Raw genomic sequence first — 13,539 nt, forward strand, 5'->3', positions numbered from 1 at the left:
AAATTAACGCCGCCAGCGTCTGAGCAGGCGGCTTCGCATCCCGGTATCAAAGCGCCAGATATGATCGAAAATGCGCATGATGCCGGGTTTGCCATGTGCAGACATCGCCACAGCATGAAAACGATGCTGGTGCACTCGCTGCAATTCCCCCACTTTATTGACAACTTCATCAGGTAATCGCTGAGCGATAAAATCTGAGATCACCACCGCATCGGCATCAAACCATTCCCGACCCTGCATGCGTTCAATAATGGCGCGAAAACAGCTGGCAATATCAGTGCCGCCACGAAAGCGCTGACTTAAAAAGCGGATCGCCTGTTCGATACCCTCCGGACCGGATAGCTCATAGCGCACGACTTCTGTTGAAAACAGCATAATGAAACAGCGCCGGTTATCGGCAAGGGCGACGCGCATTAGCGCCAGGCAAAAGGCTTTCGCACACTGTTCGTTAAATCCGCCCATCGAACCCGAGGTATCGACACAGACAATAAAGGGCCCACGAGGCTGCTCGTCAAAATCCTGGTGGATAACCGGCCGCTCCGTGACTTTCTCGCGCCAGGCTTCTCCATGCAGGCGGTATGTCAGGAGCTGCTTTTCCACCAGCCGCCGATAGAACTCATATTCCAGTTCGGTAATACCCAACGTGGCCAGTTCGGGGGGAAGTAAACGCAGGATATCATCGCTTTGTTGAATGCCATCCACCTGCTCCGGGACGGTGGCCGGTTCACGCACCAGCGTACGGAATGTTTCCATTGGCGCGTCTTTACGCGGCACGGATTTCGCTTCTCTGGAGCGCCCCAACTGTTCGGCCAGGCGCTGGAGTTCGGGTTGTTGCGTCAGAAATTCACCGTATTTCACCATCAACTGATAATCACCTCGCTTGATTTGGCCCGCGCTCATATCCCACAACCGGCCTGCAGCGTTGTCATTTTCCGCCAGAACGGGTTCCAGTTGTCCGCTAAGGGTCATCCGTTCCTGTACTTCACTGAGCAAATGCTCGCGCTCTTCTTCCAGCAGTTGCTGATTCAGCGTTGTGGTTTGCACCACTAGGCTCAGGCGCCAGCGCTGGAGAAAAAGCGTATGTAGGGCGGGCGTAAAGGTGCTGTTGTCATTGACCAGTTGCTGCGCTTGCCCAGCCCATGGCGAGTGGAGTCGGTGCAGGAGCGCTAATATTTGCGGTAGCTGGACGATAAACTGCGGAGTAGAGAGGAGCTGACTTTGCTGATAGCACATGACCTCTTCTGTGAGCTCCGGCGGTACGTGGGTATCTTTGAGGCGGTTACGTAACGCTTCGCGCCAGCGGGGAACATCGTCAGTAATCGCTTTTTTTAGCCGGGGAAATTTTTTGAAAAAGACCGCCATCTGCGGGGAAGCCAGCAGTGCGATGATCATCTCTTCAATCATCCCCTCTTCGCCGACCGCCAGCATGATATTTAGCGTATCAAGGGTCAGCATTGTTGTGCCTGTCGGATCTGTGTACCGACGTCCTGCAGGCTGGCTTCAATGCGGCCTAACCAGTCACTATGAATAAACAGACATTTTTGCTGTTCACTAAATTCGCTGTGCTGCTGGTGCCATTCGTTGTCGAGCGCTTCAAGTTGCTGCTTTATCTCACTGGGCATGCTTTCTTCTGATGCGCCGGGTAGTGCCAGGCGAGAACCTTGCAAACTGACGTCGCGCACGACCAGGTGCTGAGCGCTGTCGACTTCCATATTCAGCGTCTGGGCAAATCCGATACCGTTTAATTTTCCGCGGATCTCACCGCCTTTAGTCAGCCACTGCTCCAGAGCGCCGCGTTCAAAGGCAATATGGATAACCTCCATATCGTGCAGTTTTAGGGGTTTTTGCAGTAGCAGCGTCAGTACGGAAGTGTTGGCTTCCGGCGGTAAATCATAATGAGGACGGCGGCTGAACATTCCACCCTGACGGATTACCGTGAACGCCGTTTTATCACTTTGCTGCTGCTGTAGCTGGATGCGACGCTGCATTATTGCCCCAAGGCGAGTCAACATTGCCTGCTGCTGCCAGGCGTGCCCGGTCATCAATATTTCGATTTGTTGCTGCATCAGATTCAGGCTTTGCGCGTCATACCACAGGCAATCTTTCAGCAGAATAAGGTCGATAGGCGCAACGGCATCGCGCCCGCTAAAGAAGGCGCTGGCCTGGAGTAAGCGGATTGCTTTTTTCCAGCGACGGTCAGATACGTAGGGGGCATTCGGTAGCGCATCCAGTTGCTGGCGCAGGGTGAAAATCAATTCAAATACACGATCGGGAAGCGTGATTTTGCCAATGTCTTTTTGCCACTGGTAGTACTCTTCATCGGTCACTTGTAACGTTGTTGGAACGGGGTTGTCACTTTCATCCTGCTGGCTTAACAGCATGGACCGGAAGTTGGCCTTGTCCTGTACTTTATCCAGCCACAGGCGAATCAGCATACGGTCGTACAATGCTTCCAGGCTGCTGTCTGCTTCAGGTAGTTCGTTGGAGGCCGCGACCAGCAGGCGCATCGGGATTTTCTCCTCGTGTGCGCCGTTGCGGAAGTGGCGTTCGTTAATGGCGGTTAGCAGGGTGTTGAGAATGGCCGGGCCTGCTTTCCAGATTTCATCGAGAAAAACAATTTCGGCTTCAGGAAGATAGCCTGCTGTTAAGCGCTCATAGCGACCTTCGTCTTTAAGCGCCTGAATGGATAGCGGGCCAAAGACCTCTTCAGGTGTCGAGAAGCGCGTCATCAGATATTCGAAAGCACGGGCATTTTTAAAGGCAAACTTCAGTCGGCGAGCGATTAAGCTTTTCGCTATCCCTGGAGGGCCTAATAAGAAGACGCTCTCGCCGCTGAGCGCGGCCAGCAGACAAAGGCGAATGGCGTGACTACGTTCATAAAGTCCCTTTTCCAGCGCATTGCTCAGACGGGAAATTCTTTCCGCTAATAAATGTGGGTGAGCCATAATGAAGTGGCGTCCTTTCGCCAAATGTACCGCGTTAAACAGCGAGTATAGATGTTTAACCCCTGGGCTGTAATAGACTGAAGGCGCGTTTATTTTTCTTTGAGCCAGATTAATCTGGTCTCATTTAGGGGTACGATTTTGCGATTAATCGTGCATACTGTGCGCCTTTTTGTGGGCCAAGGGACGACGCACACATTTCTTATATATACACCATATCAATCAAGCTGCACCAAGGCGGCAATGGAGTTATTCCCTGGGATGGGCGGAATAACGAATGCAGCCAACGCGGAGGTAGCTTGAACGATGATGTGTATAAACGAAAGACGAGTCTATGAGCACTGATAATAAGCAATCATTGTCTGCGATTACCCTCGCGGCCATTGGGGTTGTCTACGGTGATATTGGTACCAGCCCACTTTATACGCTTCGTGAATGTTTGTCCGGGCAGTTTGGTTTTGGCGTTGAACGTGATGCCGTGTTTGGTTTTCTCTCGCTGATTTTCTGGCTGCTGATTCTGGTTGTTTCCGTTAAGTATCTGTCATTTGTTATGCGTGCTGATAACGCCGGGGAAGGTGGAATCCTGACGTTGATGTCGTTGGCCGGGCGTAATACGTCGGCGCGAACGACCTCGATGCTGGTGATTATGGGATTGATTGGCGGCAGCTTTTTTTATGGCGAGGTGGTGATTACGCCAGCCATTTCGGTGATGTCGGCGATTGAAGGTCTGGAGATTATTGCTCCACAACTGGACACCTGGATTGTTCCTCTCTCTATTATCGTACTTACCCTGCTGTTTTTGATTCAAAAACACGGTACCGGCATGGTCGGTAAGCTGTTTGCGCCGATTATGCTGATATGGTTCCTGGTACTTGCCGTGCTGGGTGTACGCAGCATTATTGCAAATCCGGAAGTGTTGCATGCCCTAAATCCGTATTGGGCTGTTCATTTCTTCCTGGAATTCAAAACGCTGTCCTTTATTGCGCTGGGCGCGGTGGTGCTGTCGATTACCGGTGTTGAAGCGCTGTATGCGGATATGGGCCACTTCGGTAAGTTACCGATTCGCCTTGCATGGTTCTCCGTCGTATTGCCTTCGCTGGTTTTGAACTATTTTGGTCAGGGTGCATTGCTGTTAAAGCATCCCGAAGCGATCAAAAACCCGTTCTTCCTGCTGGCACCGGACTGGGCGCTGATTCCGCTGCTGATCCTTGCCGCGCTGGCGACGGTAATTGCTTCGCAGGCGGTTATCTCCGGCGTATTCTCACTGACGCGCCAGGCTGTGCGTCTGGGGTATTTATCGCCGATGCGGATTATCCATACTTCAGAAATGGAATCGGGTCAGATCTATATTCCTTTCGTAAACTGGATGCTTTATTTCGCCGTGGTTATCGTGATCGTGAGCTTTGAGCACTCCAGTAATCTGGCTGCTGCGTACGGTATTGCGGTAACGGGAACGATGGTACTGACGTCCATTCTGTCGACGACCGTGGCGCGGCAAAACTGGCACTGGAATAAATACTTCGTCTTCCTGATCCTGGTTGCGTTCCTGTGCATCGATGTTCCGTTGTTCTCTGCAAACCTCGATAAGCTCGTTTCAGGCGGCTGGTTGCCGCTCTCGCTGGGTCTGGTGATGTTCACTATTATGACGACCTGGAAAAGCGAACGCTTCCGTCTGTTGCGTCGCATGCATGAGCACGGTAACTCTCTGGAGGCGATGATTGCGTCGCTGGAGAAATCCCCACCGGTGCGCGTGCCAGGAACGGCGGTGTATATGTCCCGTGCGTTGAACGTCATCCCGTTTGCGCTGCTGCATAACCTGAAACATAACAAGGTGCTGCATGAACGCGTTATTCTGCTGACGCTGCGTACGGAAGACGCGCCCTATGTACACAATGTACGTAGAGTGCAGATTGAGCAATTGTCGCCTACCTTCTGGCGCGTGGTGGCCAGCTACGGTTGGCGTGAAACGCCAAACGTTGAAGAAGTGTTCCACCGCTGCGGTCTGGAAGGCTTAAGCTGTCGGATGATGGAAACCTCCTTCTTCATGTCGCACGAGTCGTTGATTGTCGGCAAACGACCATGGTATCTGCGCCTGCGTGGCAAGCTGTATCTGCTGCTACAGCGCAATGCGCTGCGCGCGCCGGACCAGTTTGAAATCCCACCGAACCGGGTTATTGAACTCGGTACGCAGGTCGAGATTTAATGTTGTTAACGCCCTCTTTCATCGTGAAAGGGGGCGTTTTGTTTGACCCCTCTCAGTTTTCTTTTCATCTCATGATAATCCTTGCGAAACGTTTCGATGGTGATCACATTTTCATAACGTCGCGGTGGTTTTCTGTCCACTCTTCGAACTACACTTATCTTCAGCGAAACGTTTCGCTAGTGGGGAAAGAAAATGAAGAAAGGCACGGTACTCAACTCTGAAATTTCATCGGTGATCTCCCGTCTGGGGCATACCGATACGCTGGTGGTGTGTGATGCAGGTTTACCCATCCCGAACAGCACAACGCGTATCGATATGGCATTAACCCAGGGCGTACCTTCTTTTATGCAGGTATTGGATGTGGTTACACGTGAAATGCAGGTCGAGGCGGCCATTCTCGCGTCGGAAATTAAACAACATAATCCGCAACTCCACGAAACGTTGCTCAGTCACATTGAGCAACTGCAACAACACCAGGGAAACACCATAGAAATTCGTTACACCACGCATGAACAATTCAAAAAACAAACCGCAGACAGTCAGGCGGTAATTCGCAGCGGAGAATGTTCTCCGTATGCGAATATCATTCTCTGTGCTGGCGTCACGTTCTGAGGCCATCATGAACGCATTACTGCAACTCAAAGGGATCGATAAAGCGTTCCCGGGCGTAAAAGCGCTATCCGGCGCCGCGCTGAATGTCTACCCAGGCCGCGTAATGGCGCTGGTGGGCGAAAACGGCGCGGGCAAATCCACTATGATGAAGGTGCTGACCGGAATCTACACCCGTGATGCCGGTTCCTTATTGTGGCTGGGTAAAGAGACCACCTTTAACGGCCCGAAATCCTCCCAGGAAGCCGGAATCGGTATCATCCACCAGGAGCTGAACCTGATCCCGCAACTCACTATTGCCGAGAACATTTTTCTCGGTCGCGAGTTCGTGAATCGCTTTGGCAAAATAGACTGGAAGAAGATGTACGCCGAAGCCGATCTGCTGCTCGACAAACTCAATTTGCGCTTTAAAAGCGACAGGCTGGTCGGTGAGCTGTCGATTGGCGATCAGCAGATGGTTGAAATCGCCAAAGTGCTGAGCTTTGAATCGAAGGTCATCATTATGGATGAACCGACGGATGCCCTCACCGATACTGAAACCGAATCCCTGTTCCGCGTCATTCGCGAACTGAAATCCCAGGGACGCGGCATTGTCTATATTTCTCACCGCATGAAAGAGATCTTCGAGATTTGCGATGACGTAACCGTCTTTCGCGACGGGCAGTTTATTGCCGAGCGTGAAGTCGCCTCGCTGACCGAAGACTCGCTGATTGAAATGATGGTGGGACGTAAACTGGAAGATCAGTACCCGCGTCTGGAAAAAGCGCCGGGTGATATTCGCCTGAAAGTCGATAATTTGTGCGGCCCTGGCGTAAACGATGTGTCATTCACGCTGCGTAAAGGCGAAATCCTTGGCGTATCGGGGTTGATGGGTGCTGGGCGTACCGAGCTGATGAAGGTTTTGTACGGCGCATTGCCGCGCACCAGCGGCTACGTCACGCTTGATGGCCATGAAGTTGTCACCCGTTCGCCGCAGGATGGACTGGCTAATGGCATCGTCTATATTTCTGAAGACCGTAAACGCGATGGTTTAGTGCTCGGTATGTCGGTGAAAGAGAACATGTCACTGACCGCGCTGCGCTATTTCAGCCGTGCAGGCGGAAGCCTTAAACATAAAGATGAGCAGCAGGCGGTGGGTGATTTTATTCGCCTGTTCAATGTTAAAACGCCATCGATGGAACAGGCTATCGGCCTGCTCTCCGGCGGTAACCAGCAGAAAGTAGCGATTGCGCGCGGTCTGATGACCCGTCCAAAAGTCCTGATCCTCGATGAGCCGACGCGCGGCGTTGACGTTGGGGCGAAAAAAGAAATCTATCAGCTTATCAACCAGTTTAAGGCTGATGGGCTGAGTATCATTCTGGTCTCTTCTGAGATGCCAGAAGTATTGGGCATGAGCGATCGAATTATCGTTATGCATGAAGGGCATCTCGGCGGTGAATTCACTCGCGAGCAGGCCACTCAGGAAGTATTAATGGCTGCCGCTGTGGGCAAGCTTAATCGCGTGAATCAGGAGTAAAAAAGATGACTACCCAGGCTGTTTCTGGTCGCCGTTATTTCACTAAAGCATGGCTTCTGGAGCAAAAGTCGCTCATCGCTCTGTTAGTGCTGATCGCGATTGTTTCCACCATGAGCCCCAACTTTTTTACCGTTAATAACCTGTTCAACATTCTCCAGCAAACGTCGGTGAACGCCATCATGGCGGTCGGCATGACTCTGGTCATCCTGACGTCGGGTATCGACCTGTCCGTCGGTTCCTTACTGGCGCTGACCGGCGCGGTTGCGGCTTCCATTGTAGGGATTGAAGTCAATGCGCTGGTGGCTGTTGCTGCTGCTCTGGCGCTCGGCGCTGCCATTGGCGCGGTAACCGGGGTGATTGTCGCGAAAGGTCGCGTGCAGGCGTTTATCGCGACCCTGGTGATGATGCTGCTGCTGCGCGGTGTGACCATGGTCTACACCAACGGCAGTCCGGTAAACACCGGTTTTACTGATAATGCCGATCTGTTTGGCTGGTTCGGGATTGGTCGTCCATTAGGCATCCCTACGCCGGTGTGGATTATGGGGATTGTTTTCCTCGCGGCGTGGTACATGCTGCACCACACGCGTCTGGGTCGTTATATCTATGCGCTGGGCGGTAACGAAGCGGCAACGCGTCTGTCCGGAATCAGCGTCAGTAAAATCAAAATTATCGTCTATTCACTCTGTGGGCTGCTGGCTTCGCTGGCGGGCATCATTGAAGTGGCGCGTCTTTCCTCTGCACAACCGACGGCAGGTACAGGCTATGAGCTGGATGCTATCGCCGCGGTGGTATTAGGTGGTACCAGCCTGGCGGGTGGTAAAGGACGCATTGTTGGGACGCTGATCGGCGCATTGATTCTTGGTTTCCTCAATAATGGTTTGAATTTGTTAGGTGTATCCTCCTATTACCAGATGATCGTCAAAGCGGTGGTGATTTTGCTGGCGGTACTGGTAGACAACAAAAAGCAGTAACAACGATTACAGGACATCTTAAATATGAACATGAAAAAACTGGCTACCCTGGTTTCTGCTGTTGCGCTGAGCGCCACCGTGAGCGCGAATGCGATGGCGAAAGATACCATTGCGCTGGTGGTCTCCACGCTTAATAACCCGTTCTTTGTCTCCCTGAAGGATGGGGCGCAAAAAGAGGCAGATAAGCTGGGCTACAACCTGGTGATTCTGGACTCGCAGAACAACCCGGCGAAAGAGCTGGCTAACGTTCAGGACTTAACGGTTCGCGGGACTAAAATCCTGCTGATCAACCCAACTGACTCCGATGCCGTGGGTAACGCCGTGAAGATGGCTAACCAGGCGAAGATTCCGGTTATCACCCTTGACCGCGTAGCGTCTAAAGGTGAAGTGGTAAGCCATATTGCGTCTGATAACGTGCTGGGCGGAAAAATTGCGGGTGATTACATCGCGAAAAAAGCCGGTGAAGGCGCGAAAGTTATCGAACTGCAGGGCATTGCCGGAACGTCTGCGGCGCGTGAGCGTGGCGAAGGTTTCCAGCAGGCCGTTGCGGCACACAAATTTAACGTACTGGCCAGCCAGCCGGCAGACTTCGACCGCACTAAAGGTCTGAACGTTATGCAGAACCTGCTGACCGCGCATCCTGACGTGCAGGCCGTATTTGCCCAGAACGATGAAATGGCGCTGGGTGCGCTGCGTGCGCTGCAAACGGCGGGTAAATCTGATGTGATGGTGGTTGGATTTGACGGCACTCCAGATGGCGAAAAAGCAGTAAATGATGGCAAACTGGCTGCGACCATTGCTCAGCTGCCGGATCAGATCGGCGCGAAAGGCGTTGAGACTGCGGATAAAGTCCTGAAAGGCGAGAAGGTTCAGGCTAAATATCCGGTTGACCTGAAGCTGGTTATCAAGCAGTAATACCGATTCAGGCCGCTCGCGACCTGATGGAGACATAAATACGCCATCCCTGGATCTTGTTCTGAGGATGAAAGCGTAAAAAGAAAAGCAGGGCACGCGCCACCCTAACCCGGTGGCGCACTTTGACTTGGAATACCTAACATGAAAACCGCAGGCAACCTCGTTGTTCTTGGCAGCATTAATGCCGATCACATCCTCAACCTTAACTCTTTCCCGACACCGGGTGAAACCGTAACCGGTAGTCAATATCAGGTGGCGTTTGGCGGTAAAGGCGCGAATCAGGCGGTTGCTGCAGGGCGTAGTGGCGCGAATATCGCGTTCATTGCCTGTACGGGTGATGACGATATTGGCGAAAGTGTTCGTAAACAGTTAGCTCGCGATAATATTGATATTGCCCCGATTAGCGTTATTTCGGGTGAATCGACCGGTGTGGCGCTGATTTTTGTGAATGCCGAAGGTGAGAACGTTATCGGTATTCATGCCGGCGCGAATGCTGCTCTTTCTCCGGCGTTGGTAGAAGCACAGCGTGACCGTATTGCTCAGGCGTCTGCGTTACTGATGCAATTAGAATCACCGATCGAAAGCGTACAGGCTGCGGCAAAGATTGCGCATCAGAATAAGACTCTGGTCGCCCTTAACCCAGCTCCGGCACGTGAACTATCCGACGAGCTGCTGGCGCTGGTGGATATTATTACCCCGAATGAAACCGAGGCTGAAAAGCTGACGGGGATCCGGGTAGAAAACGATGAAGATGCAGCTAAAGCGGCGCAGGCATTGCACGCGAAAGGGATCCATACTGTACTGATTACCTTAGGGAGTCGCGGTGTGTGGGCCAGTGTAAACGGTGAAGGTCAGCGAGTACCGGGTTTTAAAGTTGACGCGGTTGATACTATCGCTGCCGGAGATACCTTTAACGGTGCGTTAATCACAGCGTTACTGGAAGAGACTCCGCTATCGGAAGCCATCCGTTTTGCACATGCTGCCGCAGCGATTGCGGTCACACGTAAAGGTGCACAGCCTTCCGTTCCATGGCGTGAAGAAATCGAAGCGTTTTTAAGTCAACAGAGGTAACGCTTGGCTACAATGAAGGACGTTGCCCGCCTGGCGGGTGTTTCCACGTCGACGGTTTCTCACGTCATTAATAAAGATCGCTTTGTCAGTGAGGCGATCACTGACAAAGTTGATGCGGCAATCAAAGAGCTTAACTATGCGCCTTCCGCGTTGGCGCGTAGTCTCAAACTGAATCAGACCCGCACTATTGGCATGTTAATTACAGCCAGTACTAATCCCTTTTACTCTGAGCTGGTTCGTGGTGTTGAACGTAGCTGCTTTGAGCGCGGTTACAGCCTGGTGCTGTGCAACACCGAAGGTGACGAGCAGCGTATGAACCGTAATCTGGAAACGTTGATGCAAAAGCGGGTAGACGGCTTGCTGCTGCTCTGCACGGAAACACATCAGCCTTCCAGAGAAATCATGCAGCGTTACCCTTCTATACCGACCGTGATGATGGACTGGTCGCCTTTTGATGGTGAAAGCGATCTGATTCAGGATAACTCCCTGTTAGGTGGGGATTTAGCCACTCAACATCTGATCGAAAAAGGGTTTACGCGCATTGCCTGCATCACGGGCCCTCTGGATAAAACACCGGCGCGTCTGCGTCTGGAAGGGTATCGCGCGGCAATGAAGCGTGCAGGGCTGGCTATCCCGAACGGTTACGAGATCACCGGTGACTTCGAGTTTGGCGGTGGGTTTGAAGCTATGCAAACGCTGTTGTCGCATAAAGACCGCCCACAGGCTGTTTTTACCGGCAATGACGCGATGGCGGTTGGAGCATATCAGGCTTTATATCAGTCTGGATTGCGTATCCCGCAGGATATGGCGGTAGTCGGTTATGATGATATAGAACTGGCGCGTTATATGACGCCGCCGCTGACAACTATTCACCAACCGAAAGATGAGTTGGGTGAACTGGCCATTGATGTGTTAATCCACCGTATGGCACAGCCCGCATTGCAGCAACAGCGCTTGCAGCTTACTCCTGTTCTGATGGAGCGGGGGTCGGTTTAGGCTTATGTCGATCTTTGATCAGATTGCGCCCATCTTTGGCTCTTAACAGCATAAACATCAGCGCCGATACGACGGTGATCGCGCCCATTGTAATAAAAGTATAGTGGAACTGTTCAACCGTATTGGTTCCTTCCATACCTTCGTAGATACGCAGAACCGCGGCACTAATGGCAACCCCTAAACTAATAGACAGCTGCTGCGTAACGGCTAAAACACTGTTGCCGCTGCTGGCATTCTCATCAGTTAAATCGGCCAGAGTAATGGTATTCATTGAGGTAAACTGGGTGGACATCGCCATACCTAAAATGAACAGTGGCAGAATTAGCATCCAGACCGGCATGGCGGGAGACTGCAAAGAGAACTGTGCAATCATCAGGCCGATAAACACTGTAATACCGACCAGCGTGGTCCGGTAGCCGAGCCGGCGCAGTACCTGCGTCACCATCGATTTCGCCAGAATTGAGCCCAGCGCTGTCGGAGCCATCATGCAACCGGCAATGAGTGCCGGGTATCCAAAGCCTACCTGCAGCATCAGTGGCATTAAGAAAGGTACGCATCCCGTTCCCAGGCGAGTAGCAAGGTTTCCGGCGATGCCAACAGAAAAGGTTCGCGTTTTAAAAATAGGAAGCGCAATCAACGGTGTCGGATGGCGACGCGCATGACGAATGTAGGCGAGCAGTAGCACAATGCTGGCGAGAATAATGCCAAGTGCGACCCAACTGGCAACAAGTTTCTCGCCAAACAACTCAACACCGCTGGAAAACAGTACCAGGCTTAGACCAAAGAGAAAGAAACCGGTCATATCGAAGCCGCGGCGTGGTGTGGTGAAGTTCGGCATATATTTGCGGGCATAGAAGATACCGGCTATGCCGATGGGAATATTAATCAGGAAGATCCAGTGCCAACTGGCCCACGTTACCAGCACGCCACCCAGTACCGGACCTAAAATCGGTCCAACAAGACCGGGCATGGTCACGAAATTAAGTACGGGGAGCAGTTCGCTACGCGGGTAAGCACGCAATAATGCCAGACGGGCAACAGGCATCATCATTGCGCCACCGATACCCTGTATCACGCGGAAAACCACCAGTTCACTTAATGAGCTGGAAAGTGCACAAGCCAGCGATCCCAACGTAAACAGGCTAACGGCAATCATAAATACACGCCGGGTCCCGAATCTGTCAGCCAACCATCCACTCACCGGGATCAGCATAGCGACTGTCAGGGTATAGCTGATAATGGCTGATTGCATAGCAAGCGGGGAGCGGTTAAGACTATGTGCTATTGCGGGTAAGGCCGTGTTGAGGATAGTGGCATCTAATGCCTGCATAAAAAAGGCCATGGCGGCTATCCATGGCAATCCAGCCATACTGCGCGATTTCTTTTCTGACATAGATTATTTATCCGGGAGCTCGTTCGGTGCTATCAGTAATGCCTGACAGGCGGCAAAAGCGCGTTCGCCATCGCTATCTTCTATTGCATCGACAATGGCCTGGTGCAAATCCAGCTTGACCACATCGTTATAGGTAATCGACGTAAAGTAGGTCTGATAAACGGAATGGAACAATGATGCGAAGGATATCAGGAATGGATTCGCGCTCATTTCATAAATGTGCTCATGCCAGGCAATATCAACTTCAATCCAACGTTCGCGTCTGAAGTTCTTTTTCAGCTCGACCATCTCTTCCATTAATGTATTGAGATGGGCTTTCTGCTCTGCCGTACCAATCGTCGCCGCCAGTGAACAGGCTTGAGGCTCCAGGCTAATACGCATCACCAGAAAGTGTTTAATGACCTGTGGGAAATTATCTTCCGTCATCCACCAGGTGAGCAGCTCCTGATCGAGGAAGTTCCAGTTTGCCTGCGGCATAACGCGTGTACCAATACGTGGGCGCGGTAATACCATACCTTTAGCCGTTAATGTCTTAACTGCCTCTCTTACCGCAGTTCGGCTTACGCCAAACTGATCGCCCAGCTCAATTTCACCTGGCAGGATAGCGCCGGGTGCGTATTCACCTTTTAATATTCTCTGAGCCAGCTTTTCTGCCAGAACATAGGAAAGATTCTTTTGGGCAGCTATCTGTTGGGCATTTAAAGGCATGAATGTTCTTCCTTACGCTTTTTCTTATTCATTAGTATGCCATCAGGGAGTGTGATTGCGGCTGCAAAAACGGCAAATTGCTTATTTTATGGCATGTTAATGGTGGTTTTGGTGAAAAAACACGCATTCGGAAAGTTATTTTAAATTTCCCCTTGTCAGCCTGAAATAACTCCCTATAATGCGCCTCCACTGACACGGAACAACGGCACGCAAGC

Annotated in this window: 11 protein-coding genes; 7 read left to right on the forward strand and 4 right to left on the reverse strand. The window is 51.9% G+C overall.

Features of this window, described 5'->3' with window-relative positions; all coding sequences use genetic code 11:
- Positions 1–3: 3 nt before the first annotated feature.
- Both viaA and ravA read right to left on the reverse strand, forming a co-directional pair.
- Positions 4–1,455, reverse strand: a complete 1,452-nt coding sequence (gene viaA, locus OGY19_RS20530; RefSeq protein WP_115601253.1) for an ATPase RavA stimulator ViaA — start codon at positions 1,453–1,455, stop codon at positions 4–6.
- Complete coding sequence (ravA, locus tag OGY19_RS20535; protein ID WP_048213792.1) at positions 1,449–2,945, reverse strand: ATPase RavA; 1,497 nt, start codon at positions 2,943–2,945, stop codon at positions 1,449–1,451. The genes viaA and ravA overlap by 7 nt, the downstream gene beginning before the upstream one ends.
- A gap of 331 nt (positions 2,946–3,276) precedes the next feature.
- Here ravA and kup point away from each other — a divergent pair, with 331 nt between their 5' ends.
- From kup to rbsR, 7 genes are all read left to right on the forward strand, one after another.
- The gene (gene kup, locus OGY19_RS20540; protein ID WP_048213793.1) at positions 3,277–5,145 is read left to right on the forward strand and encodes a low affinity potassium transporter Kup; all 1,869 of its coding nucleotides are present in this window, start codon (positions 3,277–3,279) and stop codon (positions 5,143–5,145) included.
- 192 nt (positions 5,146–5,337) lie between these two features.
- Positions 5,338–5,757, forward strand: coding sequence for a D-ribose pyranase (gene rbsD, locus OGY19_RS20545; protein ID WP_003023766.1), 420 nt, complete (start codon positions 5,338–5,340; stop codon positions 5,755–5,757).
- Positions 5,758–5,764: 7 nt separating this feature from the next.
- Positions 5,765–7,270 (forward strand): ribose ABC transporter ATP-binding protein RbsA, encoded by a 1,506-nt coding sequence (gene rbsA, locus OGY19_RS20550; RefSeq protein WP_115602368.1) that lies wholly within the window; start codon positions 5,765–5,767, stop codon positions 7,268–7,270.
- Between the two features lie 5 nt (positions 7,271–7,275).
- Positions 7,276–8,241: a ribose ABC transporter permease gene (gene rbsC, locus OGY19_RS20555; RefSeq protein ID WP_003826999.1), complete on the forward strand. Its 966-nt coding sequence runs from the start codon at positions 7,276–7,278 to the stop codon at positions 8,239–8,241.
- Between the two features lie 24 nt (positions 8,242–8,265).
- A complete protein-coding gene (gene rbsB, locus OGY19_RS20560) occupies positions 8,266–9,156 on the forward strand; it encodes a ribose ABC transporter substrate-binding protein RbsB (protein ID WP_003023760.1) in 891 nt (296 codons plus the stop codon).
- Between the two features lie 141 nt (positions 9,157–9,297).
- On the forward strand, positions 9,298–10,227 hold the full coding sequence (gene rbsK / locus OGY19_RS20565; protein ID WP_115601252.1) for a ribokinase: 930 nt from the start codon (positions 9,298–9,300) through the stop codon (positions 10,225–10,227).
- Between the two features lie 3 nt (positions 10,228–10,230).
- Positions 10,231–11,223, forward strand: a complete 993-nt coding sequence (gene rbsR, locus OGY19_RS20570; protein ID WP_105242127.1) for a ribose operon transcriptional repressor RbsR — start codon at positions 10,231–10,233, stop codon at positions 11,221–11,223.
- Here rbsR and mdtD read toward each other — a convergent pair.
- Both mdtD and OGY19_RS20580 read right to left on the reverse strand, forming a co-directional pair.
- The gene (mdtD, locus tag OGY19_RS20575) at positions 11,189–12,616 is read right to left on the reverse strand and encodes a multidrug transporter subunit MdtD (RefSeq protein ID WP_061066903.1); all 1,428 of its coding nucleotides are present in this window, start codon (positions 12,614–12,616) and stop codon (positions 11,189–11,191) included. The two genes, rbsR and mdtD, sit on opposite strands and share 35 nt — an antisense overlap.
- Positions 12,617–12,619: 3 nt before the next feature.
- Positions 12,620–13,324 carry a FadR/GntR family transcriptional regulator gene (locus tag OGY19_RS20580; RefSeq protein WP_115601251.1) on the reverse strand — a complete coding sequence of 235 codons (705 nt, stop codon included), beginning with the start codon at positions 13,322–13,324 and terminating at the stop codon, positions 12,620–12,622.
- Positions 13,325–13,539 lie beyond the last annotated feature (215 nt).

It is taken from the genome of Citrobacter sp. Cy070 (genome assembly GCF_030332245.1).
GTDB classification, from domain to species: Bacteria; Pseudomonadota; Gammaproteobacteria; order Enterobacterales; family Enterobacteriaceae; genus Citrobacter; species Citrobacter youngae.

What these genes read in the sequence shown, in the direction of transcription:
- ravA (WP_048213792.1), bottom strand. Translation starts at nt 2,945, where the DNA reads ATGGCTCACCCACATTTATTAGCGGAAAGAATTTCCCGTCTGAGCAAT.
- mdtD (WP_061066903.1), bottom strand. Translation starts at nt 12,616, where the DNA reads ATGTCAGAAAAGAAATCGCGCAGTATGGCTGGATTGCCATGGATAGCC.
- rbsA (WP_115602368.1), top strand. Translation starts at nt 5,765, where the DNA reads ATGAACGCATTACTGCAACTCAAAGGGATCGATAAAGCGTTCCCGGGC.
- rbsK (WP_115601252.1), top strand. Translation starts at nt 9,298, where the DNA reads ATGAAAACCGCAGGCAACCTCGTTGTTCTTGGCAGCATTAATGCCGAT.
- viaA (WP_115601253.1), bottom strand. Translation starts at nt 1,455, where the DNA reads ATGCTGACCCTTGATACGCTAAATATCATGCTGGCGGTCGGCGAAGAG.
- OGY19_RS20580 (WP_115601251.1), bottom strand. Translation starts at nt 13,324, where the DNA reads ATGCCTTTAAATGCCCAACAGATAGCTGCCCAAAAGAATCTTTCCTAT.
- kup (WP_048213793.1), top strand. Translation starts at nt 3,277, where the DNA reads ATGAGCACTGATAATAAGCAATCATTGTCTGCGATTACCCTCGCGGCC.
- rbsC (WP_003826999.1), top strand. Translation starts at nt 7,276, where the DNA reads ATGACTACCCAGGCTGTTTCTGGTCGCCGTTATTTCACTAAAGCATGG.
- rbsD (WP_003023766.1), top strand. Translation starts at nt 5,338, where the DNA reads ATGAAGAAAGGCACGGTACTCAACTCTGAAATTTCATCGGTGATCTCC.
- rbsB (WP_003023760.1), top strand. Translation starts at nt 8,266, where the DNA reads ATGAACATGAAAAAACTGGCTACCCTGGTTTCTGCTGTTGCGCTGAGC.